Raw genomic sequence first — 16468 nt, 5'->3', positions numbered from 1 at the left:
TGCTTGTGCAGATTAACTCCCGCGGAATCCGGCGCCCAATATCAATCGCAGACTGCTAATTTTAGCTGGTGTTGAATCATGGGGAGTCGACAGGTTGAACAGGTCGCGTTATGGTCGAGCAGCTACTGTTGAAAAGGCACAAACAAATCCGATACCAGAGGTCTGGCATAGGATTTTCGTGACTCAGTTGCTTAAGTGAACAGTATTACTCTGAGAGCGAGGCTTTGCTATTTTATTAGCTATACGATTTAGTCCACTCCCGAGCTACTTTGATTTGCACTCTCAAGCATCCACCGCAACGTGTCTTCCAGCGGCGGGCAACGCCAGTCACCGATCAGGCTCTGCAATTTCGCATTGCTGCCAAGCAGTTTCTTGACTTCGTTCTGACGAACAAATGCAGGGTTCACCTGCACACCGATCCGGTGTCCGGTGATTTCCGAGCAGATCGTGATGATGTCACCCAACGAACTGGCAGTCCCGGAACATACATTGACGGTTTGTCCATCGGCATCAGGTGTCTGCAAAAGCTGCCGATAGGCCAGCACGACCGATCTGACGTCTCCAAAATCACGCCACACCTCGGTATTGCCGAGCTCTATTGCAGGAGCTCGTGATGCGAAATGGGAAACAATTTTCGGCACCAGGAAATTAGCTGACTGACCGACGCCGGTGTAGTTGAAGGGGCGCGTGATCACCAACGGAAGACGCTCATGCCACAGCCTTACCACATATTCCATGGCGAGCTTGCTTACCGCGTAATCGTTCGAAGGAGCTGGCTCTACCGACTCCTCAATGACGCCCTCGGTCGCATTACCATAGACATTTGCGCTACTGGCAATCAGCACTCTCTCTGGACGGCGTTGGGCGGAGGCCAGCGCCTGCAGTAGGTTACGCGTTCCAATCAGATTGACATGATAGAAATCGTCGGCTTCGCCATGTCCGACAAAGGCCACTGCGGCCAAGTGAACGACGTAGTCGGCGTCAACCTCTGCAACGACGCGCGCAACATCCGCCGCATCGCGCAGGTCCATCGGCAGAAACTCGTCTGTAACGGCCGAACCCGCACTTTCCGCACGGGTTCCAACTCCGATCACGGTGCAGCCCTGCTCTCTGAGTTCCTGGGTCAGATAGCGTCCGGTGAACCCGGACGCTCCGCTGACCAGAACGCGCTTACCGTCCAGATCAGAACGAGAAGCCATGCGCGTTCCTCTTGAGGTCGGCCTCGACCATCATTTGGCAGAGCTGCTCCAGTGTAGTTTCAGGCTTCCAGCCGAGAACGCGAGTCGCTTTCTCAGGATCGCCGATCAACAGGTCCACTTCTGCAGGGCGGTGGAACTTCGCATTGATGCGCATCACCACCTTGCCGGTAGCGACATCCACTGCAGTTTCATCTGCATCTTTGCCGCGGAATTCGACGTCAATCCCGGCGCCTTTGAAGGCCATGCTGACAAAATCACGGACGGTTTCAGTGCGATTTGTCGCCAGAACAAAGGTATCCGGCTCATCGGCCTGAAGCATGCGCCACATCCCTTCCACGTACTCGCGCGCAAAACCCCAATCGCGCTTGGCATCCAGATTGCCCAGCTCCAGGCATTCCAACCGTCCAAGTTTGATCTTGGCTACCGAGTCGGTGATCTTGCGTGTCACAAATTCGCGGCCGCGCAGCGGGCTTTCATGATTGAACAGAATCCCGCTGGAACCGAAGATGCCATAGCTCTCACGGTAATTGACCGTCATCCAATGCGCATACAGCTTGGCAACGCCATAAGGGCTGCGAGGATAGAACGGCGTGCTTTCGATCTGCGGGACCGCCTGCACCTTGCCGAACATTTCCGACGTCGAGGCCTGGTAGAACCGGATGTCCTTGTTCACCTGTCGAATGGCTTCCAGCAGGTGAACCGGGCCGATGCCGGTGATGTGCGCGGTCGTCGTGGGCTGGTCGAACGACACGCCCACAAAACTTTGGGCCGCCAGGTTGTATACCTCGGTGGCGCCGGTGCTTTCAAGCATACGGATGCTCGAACCAAGGTCGGTCAGGTCGTACTCGATCAGGTGCAAATTGGGATGGTTTGCAATTCCCACCTCTTCGATTCGCCAGAAATTGACCGAGCTAGTACGGCGATATGTGCCGAACACGCGGTAGCCTTTATCCAACAACAGCTGGGCCAGGTAGGCACCGTCTTGGCCGGAAATGCCGGTAATCAATGCAGTTTTCATCATCCCTCTCTTGGTTACTTATAAATTCCGGAATCAAGCCGAGACTCAATGCGGCTCTTTCCTGTGATCGTCGAGTCTCAGCGCGTGGCCAAAGGCTTTCCGCCTGCAACGCAAACCGTTTCCTTGCCCTGGTCCTGGCACGAAGTCAGGGGACCATAGTCGAGCGAATTCACCTTGAAGTCGCTATACCACGCCACCGATTCCTGAACGAGGCCGAATCTCAGCGTTTTCCCAATCACTGCGTGGCTGGGTACATCTGCGACCACTTCAGCGGAACCACCCGCAGGAATGCCCTCGGCAGGAAGCGGAGCGCGCAGGAAGTCTCGATTCGAGAAATTGCCGGAATCATCCACTAGGGAGATGGCGAGATTGACCGGCAGTGTGCCCTTGGAGTTGATCGCGACCTTGCCCGAATTGATGACAGACACCACAATCCGTACCAGTTCGCCGTTATTGACCAGTACCGGTTCCGAGGCAATGGCGTAGCGTGCGCCGACCTGCTCTTGCGTCAGCGGAGTCGACATACCGCCGACCTCGGTAGTCTGGGCAGCCTGCTGTGGCTCGGCCTTCGCTGGCTGTTCTGCTTCCGGGGCCTTTGAGCAGCCAGTGAACGCGATTACCGTTGCCAGTACTGCAAATGAACCGAAGGAGACAGGAGATTTCATACTACTTTTCATGGATAAGGACCTGTGGTGGATGAGTGCGCCGCTCATTATTGAGCGGCTTCTACTCGAATGAGAAGTCGGGCCGGTGAGAAGCCACGGCGTTTGAACCAGCAAACCGACTCCTGGACTAGATCAATCTCCAGGTAATAGTCACCTGCAACTGCCGGAGCGCGGACGGTGATATCCTGGACTGCAGAAGACATCGGCGCAACCGCATCGTGAATAAAATGACGAGGCTGCTCGGCTACTGCCGTCGGTGTTTCTGCATGAATCCAGAAGTGTCCGAGGTAAATGCCGAACGGCCGCAGTGCGTGACCGAGCGGACTGGACCAGGAGTATGCGCTGTTGTTGGTCAATTCGACACGCAAAGAGACCATGCTGGATGGTTCGACAACCGGTACCCCCTGATCATCAACGACAGCCTGCCCCTGAAAGGCCTCTTCCGGCAGTGGCTCATTGTAGGGATAGGGTCCCACTGTTGCCTCCACTACACGCGCATGCGAATCCAGTTCTTGATCCTTCAATGCTGCCAGGGCTGGGTTAACCCAGCGGTCCCCACGCAGGCTGCTCAGCACGTCAATTCGATGCAACTCTTCGGCAAGCGGCGAGTCGATTTCGACTTTCAGGCTCACGACTGCATCGGCAACCAGATCCTTGAAATCGGAGACGACACGATGCCGTCTCAGCAGGCGTGCATACTGCTTGGTAGCGACATACGGATCTAGCGCCGGCCGCCTTGCTGCATCGGAGCACTCTTCAGCCCATGCGGCGTAAGCTACCGGGTCAATTGCCAGTTGGCGCAGCAATGCGGCAAGGGCCTGCGGGCACTCCGTGTCCGGCGCGAGCTTCCTGACCGAAGCGGGCAGTTCTGCGTACCACCCGTGATCGGATACGACGCTCGGAAGGCCAGCTTGCATTGCCTTACACACGACTGCCGAAGCCTCGCCCATCGTCGGTTGGCGCAACGCTATCATCAGATCCGCGCGCTCGAATATCTTCCAGAACTGTTCATCATCGACATGACCGTGGTTGACCAATCGCACGTTGCGCAGGTCGGCAAGAGTTTCCAACTGTAAGAGTACGGCCGCTTCCACCTGGCCGGCAATCTCAAGCGTGATGGGTTTATCCAGATCGGCGTCGATCATCGCCAGTGCCTGCACGACCCAGTCGAAACGGCGATTGGCCTGTCCACCGCCCAATAGTGCGATGGTACGAAGGCCGTCGCGGACGCGGTACGGAGCAACGACCGGATACAGTTGTGGCACTACCGTGACGGGAAGCCAGGGAAAATCTCTATTGACGCGATCGGCCGCATACTGTGAATGAACCACCACCTCGGTGGCCAGCTTTGTCGCCACTTGGTGCAGCGGGAAACGCACTACGTCTTCCCGATTCCATACAGGCGATCCACTACGAAGCGCCAGACTCGCGGTCCGGACATCAGTGACCGAGCACCACTTATCCAGCAGATTCAGATAGTCGCCGTTGAGTAGACGGCCTTCGTCGTTGAGCACCCCGGCAGCCATGTGATGCAATACGAGGTCATGCAAATGCACGATCCCCGGCGCTCCTGCCATCAAGGGCAGCATCCAGCCGTGAAACACCGGGTGGTTCCCCATTTGGTAAACGATCGCATCTGCGTTAAGCAATCTGCCGATGGCGACGCTCACCCCGAGGCGAGTAAGATCTTCCAGGGTAAATGCATCAACTTGCATCCCCTGGTCACGCAGCAAATTCGACAGGCCTGCCGTGTACTCGGCAATGCCTGAGCGCTCCGGAGGATGCGGCCCAACCATCGCGATGCGAAACGGCGTACTCAAAGTCGGCCCTCCACCAGATTGCTTATCACGCGATCCCATGTAATGGAGGTACTCATGTGCTGTCCAGCCTCGGCCAATGCACGAAGTTGCGCCGGTCCTTTCTCATAACAATCAAGCAGGCTTTCAGCGATCGCCTCTGGCGTAGGACTTGTGACCCAACCGCTGCCGGTGGACTCGACGATCCTGCCCACTTCACCGCTATCGTCAACTGTGATGACCGGCTTATAGGCGGCGAAGCTTTCCAACGTCGCAAATCCGTAATCCTCATCCACCGGCGAGTAGAAGACCGCACGGCAGTTGGCAATCAGCTCGAGCAGCTTCTCGTCTTCCACGAAACCTGCAAGTTGGACACGATCCGTCAGGCCCAGCTCGCGAATCAGCGGTGCCAAAGAGTGGGCATACTCGCTGGTACCGGTTCCGGCGATGACCACCTTGGCATGGGGTACATGCTTCGCGGCCCGAATCAGCAGGTCGGGACGCTTCATCAGCTCAACACGACCGATACACAACACGTAGTCGCCATAGTCTCCCGAGGTAATGAATGGCGCCAGCTTCGACGGCGGATAGAGAACCTCGGAGCCTAGACCGCTGTACTGCCGCAGACGGTCGGTAACCGTCTGAGAAATGGTGTAGCGCGGCTCGATCTCCGCCAGCAGCTCGCTATCGGAGGCCCGCAGGGCATCACGCACCGCCGAATCCTTCGCGGTCAGGTGGGGCTGATCGAACCGCGTGCGTTCTAGGTCGTAGAGCACCCGATGCTGATGCACGAGCCAAAGCGCCTTATTGGCATGCGAGGCGGCATAGGTCGGATACTTGGTGCAAATGCACAGGTCGATCTTCTGACCATTGCTTTCGTTCAAATTCAACAATCTCCATGCGAGCATAGAAGACAGAATTTCTGTTTCTGGGTACCACTTATAAGGCAACTGCACCAGCTCTGCGACGACCTGGCGCTGTTTGCCCCACAGATTGATCTGCTTGACAAGCTCTTCGTTAAGCAGCTCCGCGCCGCCTCTGACAAATGGCACCTGCGCGCCAAGCACAATAACTCTCTTCACCTACATTCCCCTTCATGATGTCCTTGCCGGTACATGGCATCCCTGTCCTTATTTCTTCGATTTCCTGATCCGGCTACCCAACTGATCCAGCGCTGCCAGCTGCTTGTCGATTGCAACATCAGCTGGCGTTGCCACCTCATCCTCCGCAAGCAAAGGCTCTGTGCGCTCCAGCCGCTGTGGCGCATGAACCCCGAGAGGTCTGCCACGCTTGGTCACTTTCATGGTGACCCATCTCAAAGGTGCTGTCACACGCCATGAGCGACTCGTATGAAGCTCTCCGATCTGGCCCTCCAGCATATCCACTGCCAACTCAAGTTCACGAATGCGGCTACGTGCGTCCTCGAGGGCCTTCAAGCGATGGGACAGATCCAGCTGCAGCTCCTTCACCCTGCGTGCGTCCGTGGCGCCGGCAGTCTCCGACCTATCGACGCGCTGAACCAGAGAAACAATTTTCGCCTGCAGTTCGTCGATGGTGGACTGCTGCCGCGCGTTAACGTGCTCCATCCCCGACATGCTGACCTGCATCCCATCGCGTTCCTCAACCAGTCGACTGAGGTCAGCGGCAAGCAACTCCGACAATTCACGAACCCGTTGACGCTCTTCCAGCTCCGACTCGAGCACCGAAATCTGCGAGACGAGCCTTGCGCTCTCGGCCTCGCGATCCGCCATTACCTTATTGAGCTGCTTCTCCCTGTCCTCGGCTTCAACAGTACGCTTTTCCAGATCTTTCGCCCACTCCTGCAGTTCGCTACTCACCTTTTCCAGATCGCGGTAGCGCTTTTCGGCCGCCTCTGCTTCCAGCTGAAGGGTTTCAAGCTTGTCCTGTGCCTGCTGAGCACCTACTTGCAGGCGCTCAATCAAGGATGCGCGTGCCGCAAGCTCAACACGGTCATGCTCGTTCTGCGTATAGAGCGCCCCAAGGCGTGTGTTGTAGCTCAGCAGCGCCTGTTGCATGTGGCTGTAAAGCGAAGTCCACTCTGGCGCACGTAGCGCGACGGATTCGGAACGCGCTAGGCACTCCTGGAGCTCTGCAAACGTCCAGCGCGCTTGATCACTTCCGAATGCCTGGATGAATGCATTGCGATAACGCGGCGGAAGCATCATAAAGTCCAGGGCTGGCTCCCGACCGGGACTAGCCGGGACAATGCGACGCTGCAGGATTTCCTTGACCGTAATCAGGAAAGACAACAACAGATCCCCGAGCCAGGAGCAGTCGGTGGCTTCGGCAGAAATGGCGCCGTAGTCGATCAGAATGGCCTTGCCTTCCTGCGTAATCAGAACATTCCAGCAGCGCACGTCATTGTGATAGAGACCCACGCGCTCGAGCATTACCAATTGCTCAAGCAACTCGGAGACCACTTTATCCGGATCGTAGGGAGAGCCGTCATCGATTAACTCCGAAAGCAGGCGTCCGTCGTCCATCTCCCTGACGAGGAACAAATCCGATGCATCGTCCAAGGCCGCAATCAGCCTTGGCACGGAATACGATACAGGAGGATTTCTGAGAAACTCGATCTCGTTATTAAATTCCTGCCAATTGATTTCGGCGCGACCACCGATGCCCATCGTCATCTTCTTGACGAACATCTTGTCGCCGAAATAATAGCGCCTGCTGTACTGATGCGTTCCTCGTCCATAGGCGTGCGCCTCACCCGACCAGGAACTGAACCTGCCGACAGCCTCACCCACGTACCAGAACTTGCTGCTGGCGAAATACAGCGGCCTGGAAATCGAAGACAGATGGGTAGCCTGCCTCGACAACAATCTGGTGAAAGCATAATCGGTCAACAGCTCCGCGGGGTCGTGTGGCAGAGAGGGCCCCCAGTACAGCGGCTCCTCACGCAATGCCAGCTCGAAGATTCCGGCGTCCGTGACCTCAGAGAGCTTGCGGCATAATCCGGCCACTCGCGTAATTCCCTGGGAATGCACCAGATGATGGAAGACACTCAGCCCCAGGACAAGGTCGTACTGATCTGGATCAAGCCGCGCGATAACGTCTTCCACGGTGCCGTGCTCGAAAGACGCAGCGAACATCGGGTGCTCCTGGGCCAACGCCTGGCACACATCAACATTGAGATCCAGAAAATCTACACCGTGGACCTGATGCCCGTCGGCCGCAAGGCTCAATGAAAAAAATCCCTGGGCGCAGCCGAGATCCAGCACCCGCAGTGCGCGACCAAGCTCTCCCTGGAGACGTTGCGCACATTCGCGAATCAGCACAAACCTGTCTTCGCAGCCGCGCGAACTTCCCTCCGAAAGCTCGGGGTGTCCGAAAATCGGCTGATACTTCTCAGGCAGAGCTGCCACCCGCGCGCCAATATGCATTATTTCAGTCATGACTGATGTTCTCTGATGTGATGGTAGATCCTGACGCCGTCATGACAACGCTTCTACGATTTCGAAATCGGCCTTGAGGTCCATCATCCCCCAGAACTGCATTCCTCTTGCGACGTTCAGCACAATGGCGTCATAACGACGATCCAGCGGCGTCAACTCTACGAGAGGGTCACCACTGGAAATGCCGAGTGATACGAGATAGTTAGCTTCATTGAGGTCTAGAGGCGTGCTGAATTTGCAAACGATTACCTGCCCGGCCTTTACCGAAATCCCGACGCGCCCCTCACTGGAAAGGAAGGAATTGGTTCCGTAAAGGAATAAACCTTCGAGTGTTTTTATCAAAAACCCAGGAACCACGCTGTCAAAATCCTGATCGAATGCGATCTTGACGTAAAACGCTGTCTTGGTGCCACTCTCTACGCGGGCAGGAAACTCCTCCCCGCCGCTGACAACGACATAATCGAGAATTCGCGCGCCTCCCTGCCCCCAACGGTGTTCCCCCGCATTGTAGTAAGGGCGTGTATGAAAGATATCCACATCGCCAGCGTGCATTTGGCTCGGTCCGTCATCGGCCTTCGCTTGAAGCAATGCTGGCTTCTTGCCAAACAACTCGTCCAGATAAAGATTTGATACTTCTCGCGACGGACCATCCGCATGAACACTACCGTCCTTGATCAAAATGGCACGATCACAGTGTTTGACAACATCTCCGACCGCGTGACTGACCAGGATGAGTGTCATACCCTCGTCCTTGTAAGACTGGATTCGCTTGAAGCACTTCGCCTGAAAATACGCGTCACCCACTGACAAGGCTTCGTCGACGATGAGTATATCGGGCCGGAATGCGGTGGCCACCGCAAATGCGACGCGCACCTGCATGCCGCTTGAGTAGGTGCGCACCGGCTCATCGAAATATTCTCCGATCTCGGCGAACTCCTGTATCTCGGGCAACACCTCGTCGATTTGCTCCAGCGTGTAGCCCATCAGCCCGGCCGAATGTTTGGCATTCTCGCGGCCACTCAGGTCCGGATTGAAGCCCATGCCGAGTTCAAGAATTGCGGCAATACGGCCGTACCGGACAATTCGCCCTTCGGTGGGTTGCGAAGTGCCAGTGATCAACTTGAGCAACGTGCTCTTTCCAGCGCCATTGCGCCCCATGATCCCGATCGACTCACCCGGAGCGACTGAAAACCCGACATCCCGCAGGACCCAATGCTCTTCTCGCGGCTTGACCTTCACGCCTAACCAGCTGGCAGCGCGTAGCCACTCGCTACCCCAGACACGGTAAGACTTTCCCAGCCCTTCAACCATCAGTACCGGGCTCATAGGGCATCCACCATTTCGGCACTTGCGCGGCGGAAGATGACCAACGAAAGGGCGGACATTACGACAGTCGCCAGCATGAGAGGGACAAGCTCAATCCATGCCGGGGAACGTCCATAAAGAAGGACTCCCTGGTATGCACTGACGAGCGGGAACAGCGGGTTGAGCTTGAACAGTTCCTGGGTCTGCGCGGGTAGGATGTCAATGGTGTAAACGATAGGCGTCACCCAGAACATCGCCTGCAGAACAACCGGCACAACCTGACCAATGTCGCGCACAAACACATTGAAGACCCCAAGCAGCAATCCTATTGACATGGCAAATGCCAACGTCAACAACATCAGTAGCGGGAGCCACCCTGTCTGCAGCCCCAAAGTATGACCCAAAATGGCAAAAACGACGATGATCGCCAAAAACAGCAGCAAGTTGTTGACCATGACGGTACCGCCTGCAATGAGCGGGAGGCAGATGCGAGGAAATGCCTGCTTCTTCATGAGATTGCCGTTGTCGACGAACAATGAAGCACATTTCCCAATACATTCGGCAAACATGCTCCAGCAAAGAGTTCCAGCCATCAGGTAAAGCGCGTAGGCAAACTTGTTGTTGACGCCTGGCAGCTTCGCGGCCAGCACCTCGGAAAGAATCGTCGCAAAGATCAGCACCTGCATGAGCGGGTGGATGATCATCCACAATGCGCCGAGTTTGCTGCGCAGGAAGCGTAGACGCAGGTCATTCCTGATCGACGACAGGATGAAGTATCGGAAGGCCCATACGGACCGGATCATGTCCAACGTTGCTACCTCTGAAAGTTTTCACTACTTTGGTGAAGCGGAGTAACCAGATCGCTACATCACAGGGTCGACAAAACCAGTCACCGTCAGTGCGTTGACGCGACCACCTTCGCAGCCCTTGCCAGCAGGTGCTCCGCTACGCTTGGGGGAGCAAGCCTTGCGCAGATATCGTCCCTGGCTGCTTCGCCCAGCCGCCGCGCCTGTAACGGGTCGTCCGCAAGCCGACGCATCGCAGCTGCGGCAGAGTCGATGCGCGGCTCTGCCCAGCGCGCGCCATCCGACTCCGGATATCGGCCCGCAACCGGCACCAGGTCGTAGTCTACGAGGCAGGAGTTGCTGTCCGTCATGAACTCCATGTTGCCCGACCAGCCCGTTGCAATGACCGGCCTTCCGAGTGACATGCACTCGGCAAGCCCCAACCCGAAGCCCTCGGCCCGATGCAGCGATACATACACGTCACAGCATCGCTGCAGCGCGCGCACATGCATCCTGTCGATCACCTCGTCCCGCAGCAGTATCCGCTTGTCAGCCGCGACCAGGCTCAGGAGTTCCGCCATCTGTTCGGGGTACATGTGCCCATTGCTTGACTTCACGACCAGACGCACATCGTCGCGATCGTCCGGAAACGCATGCCTGAATGCATTGACCACGGCCTGGGGATTTTTCCTGGTCACGAAGGAATGGAAATCGAAAGTGAAAAGAAAGACGAAGGCCTCCGGCTCCAGCCCAAAGTCCCGCCGCTGCAATCCACTATCACGCTGGTCGGAGAGTGGCAGCGGAAGACGCATGATCGGCTTGTCAGTAACATCGCGAAATGCGTCCTCGATGAACCTTGAGGCCACCATAATCTCGTCCACCAGCGTAATGGCGCTCAGCCAACTGGACGGGATTACTTCGAGTTCCCAGAACCAGCAGGCGATGATGTAATGCCCTTCCATGCGAGCCCGACCGACTTTTTCAAAGGCAGCGTCGAGATAGTCTGGATTGACGAAGACGATTGTGACCTTGTGCGGCATGTGCTGGTCGATGAAGCCATCCAGGCTCCGATCCTCCCAGGAGTGCGGCAGTCCCAGGTCTAGGTCGTATAGCGACACTGGAACACCTGCGTTAATGAGCGCACGCGCGTACATTCTTGCGCTCTCCGCCAGCCCGAATTCGCCACGGATGTAGCCAAGAATGTTGATCCCAACCGACGTTAGGCGTGTATCAGCGACATCACCCGTATTCGGCACGGATATCTCGGCACTTTCCAGGCTGAGTTCCCAGGCATCGGTCCGCTGAAACTGTGTTTGAACCACGGAGCGCGCGGACAGGGCCGAAAACACGCGATCACGCAGGTTGCGCGGAAACACGCGGTAAACAGGTCGCAACCAAGGCTGTCGAAGCACCCATGACTGCAGACGAAGACCTGCAAGTCCGCTCCGCCAGGAAGCGAACAAATTCCGCCGCTGCGGCGACGCCGTCATGAAGAACTAGACGCCTCAAGCGCCCGCGCCAAATCCCCCTTTAAATCCCCCACATCCTCAACCCCAACACTCAACCGCACCAGCGCATCGCTGATACCAAGCTGTTCGCGGCGAGCCACCGGGATGGAGGCGTGCGTCATGACGGCCGGATGATTCACCAGGCTCTCCACGCCGCCGAGCGATTCGGCCAGGGTGAACAGTTCGGTCTTTTCGCAGAAGCGCTTGGCTGCGTCGAGGCCGCCCTTGAGGACGATGGAGACGATGCCGCCGAAGCCGGACATCTGGCTTTTCGCAAGCGCGTGCTGCGGGTGCGAGGCCAGGCCGGGGTAGATCACCTTTTCGATCGCGGGGTGGGTTTCCAGCCACTGTGCCAGCGCCAGGGCGTTGTCGCAGTGCGCGCGCATGCGTAGCGGCAAGGTTTTCAATCCGCGTAGCGCGAGGAAGCTGTCGAACGGGCCCTGCACGCCTCCGATGGAGTTCTGCAGGAACGCCAGTTGCTCGGCCAGTTCAGCGTTGTCGCCGACCACGGCGATGCCGCCCACCATGTCCGAGTGACCGTTGAGATACTTGGTGGCCGAATGCACGACGATGTCGGCGCCCAACTCCAGCGGGCGCTGCAGCATCGGCGAGGCGAAGGTGTTGTCCACCACGACCAGCAGGCCATGCTTGCGCGCGATCGCGGCAATGGCGGCGATATCGACCAGCTTGAGCATCGGATTGGTCGGCGTCTCGATCCACACCATCTTGGTGTTCGGGCCGATGGCCGCTTCGAAGGCCGCCGGGTCGGTCAGGTCGACGAAGCTGAAATCCAGGCCGGCAGTGCGGCGGCGCACGCGCTCGAACAGGCGGAAGGTTCCACCATACAGGTCGTCCATCGCCACCACGTGGCTGCCGGCATCCAGCAACTCCATCACGGTGGACGTGGCGGCCATGCCGGAGGCAAAGGCGAAGCCACGCGCGCCGCCTTCCAACGCGGCCACGCAGCGCTCGTAGGCGAACCGTGTGGGGTTATGGGTGCGCGAGTATTCGAACCCCTGATGCTCTCCGGGGCTGGACTGCGCGTAGGTGGAGGTCGCATAGATCGGCGGCATCACCGCGCCGGTGCTGGGGTCCGGCGACTGCCCTCCATGGATCGCCAGCGTGGCGAGCGACAGCGCGCGCGCGCCGTCATGGCTGTGAGTGGTGCGGTTGGACATGGAGGTTCCCGGAAAAAGTGGGCAATTGTAACAATCAGGTCTGAATGGCCCGCGCCGCGCGTCTCATCGAAACGCGCGGCTGCATGGGATCACTGCACGCGGCGACGCAGGTAGTTGAGCAGGTCGATGCGGGTAATCAGGCCCAGGAACTGCTTGCCGTCCATGACGATGGCGACCTGGCCGCGGTCGAACACCGGCAGCAGCGCCTCGATCGGCGAGGCCACGTCCAGGCGATCGAGCTTGCTGACCATGGCGGTGGAGATCGGGTCGCGAAAGCGCGCTTCGTCGCCATACACATGCAGCAGCACGTCGCTTTCGTCGACGATGCCGACCAGCTCGCCGTCATCGATCACCGGCAACTGGGAGACGTCGTACAGCTTCATGCGCTGGTAGGCGGTGGTCAGCAAGTCCTTCGGGCCAACCACCACGGTGTCGCGCTTGTTGTACGGGCGCAGGATCAGGTCGCGCAGGTCGCCGTGCTGCGGGCGCTCCAGGAAGCCGTTATCCAGCATCCAGTAGTCGTTGTACATCTTGGACAGGTACTTGTTGCCGGTATCGCAGACAAACACCAGCACGCGCTTGGGCGTGGTCTGCTCGCGGCAGTACTTCAGCGCGGCAGCCAGCAAGGTGCCGGTGGACGAGCCGCCGAGGATGCCCTCCTTGGCCAGCAACTCGCGCGCAGTATGGAAGCTCTCTGCGTCGCTGATCGAATAGGCCTTCTTGACCCGCGAAAAATCCGAGATCTCCGGCAGGAAATCCTCGCCGATGCCCTCGACCAGCCAGCTGCCGGACTTTTCGCTGACGGTGCCCTCTTCGATGTACTGGGTCAGGATCGAGCCGACCGGGTCGGCCAGCACCAGTTCGGTGTGCGGCGAGGCGCTGGCGAAGGCGCGCGACAGGCCGGTCATGGTGCCGGAGCTGCCGCAGCCGAACACGATCGCGTCCAGCTGGCCGCCCATCTGCGCCAGGATCTCCGGGCCGGTGCCGAATTCGTGCGCGGCCGGGTTGTCCGGATTGCCGAACTGGTTGATGAAATAGGCCCCCGGGGTCTCGGCGGCAATCCTGGCAGCCAGGTCCTGGTAGTACTCCGGGTGGCCCTTGGCCACATCCGACCGGGTCAGCACCACCTGCGCGCCCATGGCCTTGAGATTGAAGATCTTCTCGCGGCTCATCTTGTCCGGCACCACAAGGATCAACTGGTAGCCCTTCTGCTGCGCCACCAGGGCCAGGCCCAGGCCGGTATTGCCGGCGGTGCCCTCCACCAGGGTGGCACCGGGCGTGAGGTCGCCGCGCCGCTCGGCCGCTTCGATCATCGACAGGCCGATACGGTCCTTGATCGATCCGCCGGGATTGTTCGCCTCCAGTTTGAGGAACAACTCGCAGACGCCGGTGTCCAGGCGCTGGGCCTTGACGATCGGCGTGTTGCCAATCAGTTCGAGTACGGAGGAATACATCGCCATCGGGATATCGTCGCTGCGCCGCGTGGGCTAGGTCGGTCATTATCCGACGAACGGGCGGGGAATGCTCATTCAGACACGAAGCATCCCGGTCCGACCTGAACGAACGGGCTCGGCCATGGCGTGCAGCCCGCCACGATGGCGTCGCGACCTGGCACATGAAAAGACGCGGGCGGTGGCAAGCCGACGAGGAGGCCGCCACCGCCCGCGACGGTGAACCTGTTCTAACGATGGGGAAGGATCAGTGCGTGAGCTGGTCGTACATTCGGGTGAGCTTTTCTTTGGCCTGCAACTTCTCGCGTTTCATCTGGCCCAAGGTGACGTCGTCGATCGGGAGTACCCCGAGTTCGGCATCCATGCATTTCTTGTTCAATAGCTTGTGGCGTTGGTAGAGCTGCTTGAACGTGGGATCGGACTTCATCAATGCGTCGATTTCGGTCTGCGGTTGCCCTTCGAACATGGCGTTACCTCCTTCACTTAAAACAAGAACGCCCCGGCCAGCAAAGGCACGGGGCGCCGCTTGGGAATGGAAGACCAACGCGCTGCAAAGGCCGACACACGGGCGAAACCACCACCAACCATTCCACCCATCTGCGTCGTTGCGTGCCTCTGCGTCACTGGCCCGGCCCTCCGTACTTCCCGGGCGGCGGAGTTGCTGCCCGGGGGTACGACCCTACGCCGGTCGCGGGAGTGGTTCAAGGCCGGAACGACGGCTTTTGGCGTTCCTCGGCCGATTCGGCGACCGCGGTTCAACCGGGCGTCATGCCCGGGTTAAAAGGCCTTAACTTCCAACCACTTGGCATCAGGGTGCGACAACCACTTCTGCAGCGCGGGTCTTGCTGGCAGCCCCCTTGCTCCCGCTGACCTGCAACCGTGCGGTTGCCACGCCGGCAGCCACCAAGGCATCGCGCAGCGCTTCGGCACGCTTCTTGGCCGTGGCCGCATCGCTATCGAAGCCGACGATGCTGACCCGGCCCTTCTTGCCGATGTTCAGGTATTCGGCCAGGGCCTTGACCTGCCCGGCCGCATCGCCGGACAAGGCCGCCTTGCCGCCGAAGGAACCACTGCCCAGCGAGAACACCTCGCCACGGCTGTCGAACCTGGCGGGCGGCAACTTGGCGCCGGCCACCAGTTCGGCCTCCTCGTGCGCCAGCTGCACGGCCTTCTGCTGGGCCGCGTTGAGCTTGGCGGTCTGCTTGCCGGCCACGCTGGTCAAGGCCAGCTCGGCATCCTGGCGGGCCAGGGTCTCCTGCTCGGCTGCCTGGCGCATGCGCTCGGCCTCTTCGGCCTGGATCTGCGCCTGCACGCGCAGGCGCTCGGACTCCTGGCGCGCGCGCGCCGCGTCGCGGCGGCTGGCCTCGATCAGCAGATCGTTGCGGGTGCCTTCCAGCCGGTCCAGCTCGCGCCGGGCCAGCGCGGTGCGGGCGGTCAATTCAGCGATCTCGACCCGGCGGCCGGCCAGGAACAGTAGCTCGTCACGATCGCGGCGCTTGGCCTCGGCCAGTGCGGCGACGGTCTGCTGCGCCTGCAGGCGCTCGTAGCGGGCCAGGTCGCTGGTCTGCGGATCGCTCTGCAGCACGGCCAGACGCCGGTTGAGCGCGTCGGCCTGCGGGTCGTCCTTGGCCGCCATCGCCAGCGGCGGCAAGCTGGCCAGGCTCAATACACCCAGGTACAGCAAGGGACGCAGGTTCATCGGGCGCCCTCCCCGGTGTTGAGGGTGTTCTGCAGCTGCGCCACTTCCTTGCGGCGTTGCTCCAGCTGGGCGCTGACCACCGCTTCCTCGCTGCGGGCCTTGGCCAGATCGGCGTCGGCGGCGGCACGCAAGGCGATCTGCGGCACCTGCTTGCGCTGGCGCTTGTCCAGTTGTGCTTGCTGGGCCTGCATCAGTTCCTGGCGGGCCAGGGTGACCAGATCCGGGGCGTATTGGTCGGCATCGGCCTGGGTGGCGCGCTGCACGGCCTGTTCGGCGGCGGTGAGCTCCGGAGCCACCTGGGCGGCGGCCGGAGAGGAAAGAACCATGAAACAGGCGATGCCGTACAGGGATCGCCGCAAGTATGCGAAGCTAGCCGTCATTAGGGGAGCCGTAGCGAGAAGTCTCGAGCACGGCTATTGTCGGAAGCCAGCAGCGGACTTGCAAC

14 protein-coding genes are annotated in these 16468 nt (G+C 59.3%); all 14 read right to left on the bottom strand.

Going from position 1 to position 16468, the window contains the following annotated elements; all coding sequences use genetic code 11:
* Positions 1 to 248: 248 nt before the first annotated feature.
* Complete coding sequence (locus ACCQ13_RS02395; protein WP_159406565.1) at positions 249 to 1199, bottom strand: GDP-mannose 4,6-dehydratase; 951 nt, start codon at positions 1197 to 1199, stop codon at positions 249 to 251.
* Positions 1183 to 2217, bottom strand: a complete 1035-nt coding sequence (gene gmd / locus ACCQ13_RS02390; RefSeq protein WP_012439287.1) for a GDP-mannose 4,6-dehydratase — start codon at positions 2215 to 2217, stop codon at positions 1183 to 1185. The genes ACCQ13_RS02395 and gmd overlap by 17 nt, the downstream gene beginning before the upstream one ends.
* Positions 2218 to 2294: 77 nt before the next feature.
* A complete protein-coding gene (locus ACCQ13_RS02385; protein WP_223214396.1) occupies positions 2295 to 2882 on the bottom strand; it encodes a glycosyltransferase in 588 nt (195 codons plus the stop codon).
* A gap of 47 nt (positions 2883 to 2929) precedes the next feature.
* A complete protein-coding gene (locus tag ACCQ13_RS02380; protein WP_159407914.1) occupies positions 2930 to 4678 on the bottom strand; it encodes a glycosyltransferase in 1749 nt (582 codons plus the stop codon).
* A 20-nt stretch (positions 4679 to 4698) separates the two neighbouring features.
* Positions 4699 to 5760, bottom strand: coding sequence for a glycosyltransferase (locus ACCQ13_RS02375; RefSeq protein WP_159406564.1), 1062 nt, complete (start codon positions 5758 to 5760; stop codon positions 4699 to 4701).
* Positions 5761 to 5808: 48 nt separating this feature from the next.
* On the bottom strand, positions 5809 to 8097 hold the full coding sequence (locus ACCQ13_RS02370; RefSeq protein WP_223214395.1) for a methyltransferase domain-containing protein: 2289 nt from the start codon (positions 8095 to 8097) through the stop codon (positions 5809 to 5811).
* A gap of 39 nt (positions 8098 to 8136) precedes the next feature.
* A complete protein-coding gene (locus ACCQ13_RS02365; protein WP_159406563.1) occupies positions 8137 to 9423 on the bottom strand; it encodes an ABC transporter ATP-binding protein in 1287 nt (428 codons plus the stop codon).
* A complete protein-coding gene (locus tag ACCQ13_RS02360) occupies positions 9420 to 10205 on the bottom strand; it encodes an ABC transporter permease (protein ID WP_167526814.1) in 786 nt (261 codons plus the stop codon). Before ACCQ13_RS02360 ends, ACCQ13_RS02365 begins: the two co-directional genes overlap by 4 nt.
* A gap of 92 nt (positions 10206 to 10297) precedes the next feature.
* Positions 10298 to 11677: a glycosyltransferase family 4 protein gene (locus tag ACCQ13_RS02355; RefSeq protein ID WP_159406562.1), complete on the bottom strand. Its 1380-nt coding sequence runs from the start codon at positions 11675 to 11677 to the stop codon at positions 10298 to 10300.
* The gene (locus ACCQ13_RS02350; RefSeq protein WP_159406561.1) at positions 11674 to 12873 is read right to left on the bottom strand and encodes a cystathionine gamma-synthase; all 1200 of its coding nucleotides are present in this window, start codon (positions 12871 to 12873) and stop codon (positions 11674 to 11676) included. The genes ACCQ13_RS02355 and ACCQ13_RS02350 overlap by 4 nt, the downstream gene beginning before the upstream one ends.
* Before the next feature lie 89 nt (positions 12874 to 12962).
* Positions 12963 to 14333, bottom strand: coding sequence for a pyridoxal-phosphate dependent enzyme (locus ACCQ13_RS02345; RefSeq protein ID WP_159406560.1), 1371 nt, complete (start codon positions 14331 to 14333; stop codon positions 12963 to 12965).
* Positions 14334 to 14571: 238 nt separating this feature from the next.
* Positions 14572 to 14790: an HP1242/YdcH family protein gene (locus ACCQ13_RS02340; RefSeq protein ID WP_104602241.1), complete on the bottom strand. Its 219-nt coding sequence runs from the start codon at positions 14788 to 14790 to the stop codon at positions 14572 to 14574.
* Between the two features lie 342 nt (positions 14791 to 15132).
* On the bottom strand, positions 15133 to 16023 hold the full coding sequence (locus tag ACCQ13_RS02335) for a hypothetical protein (protein WP_274392040.1): 891 nt from the start codon (positions 16021 to 16023) through the stop codon (positions 15133 to 15135).
* On the bottom strand, positions 16020 to 16403 hold the full coding sequence (locus ACCQ13_RS02330; RefSeq protein WP_159406557.1) for a DUF4398 domain-containing protein: 384 nt from the start codon (positions 16401 to 16403) through the stop codon (positions 16020 to 16022). The genes ACCQ13_RS02335 and ACCQ13_RS02330 overlap by 4 nt, the downstream gene beginning before the upstream one ends.
* Positions 16404 to 16468: the final 65 nt, after the last annotated feature.

The organism is Xanthomonas sp. NCPPB 1638 (genome assembly GCF_041475635.2).
GTDB lineage: Bacteria > Pseudomonadota > Gammaproteobacteria > Xanthomonadales > Xanthomonadaceae > Xanthomonas > Xanthomonas cucurbitae.
Note: the sequence above shows the minus strand (reverse complement) of the source record. Positions and strands in the feature narration are given on the sequence as shown.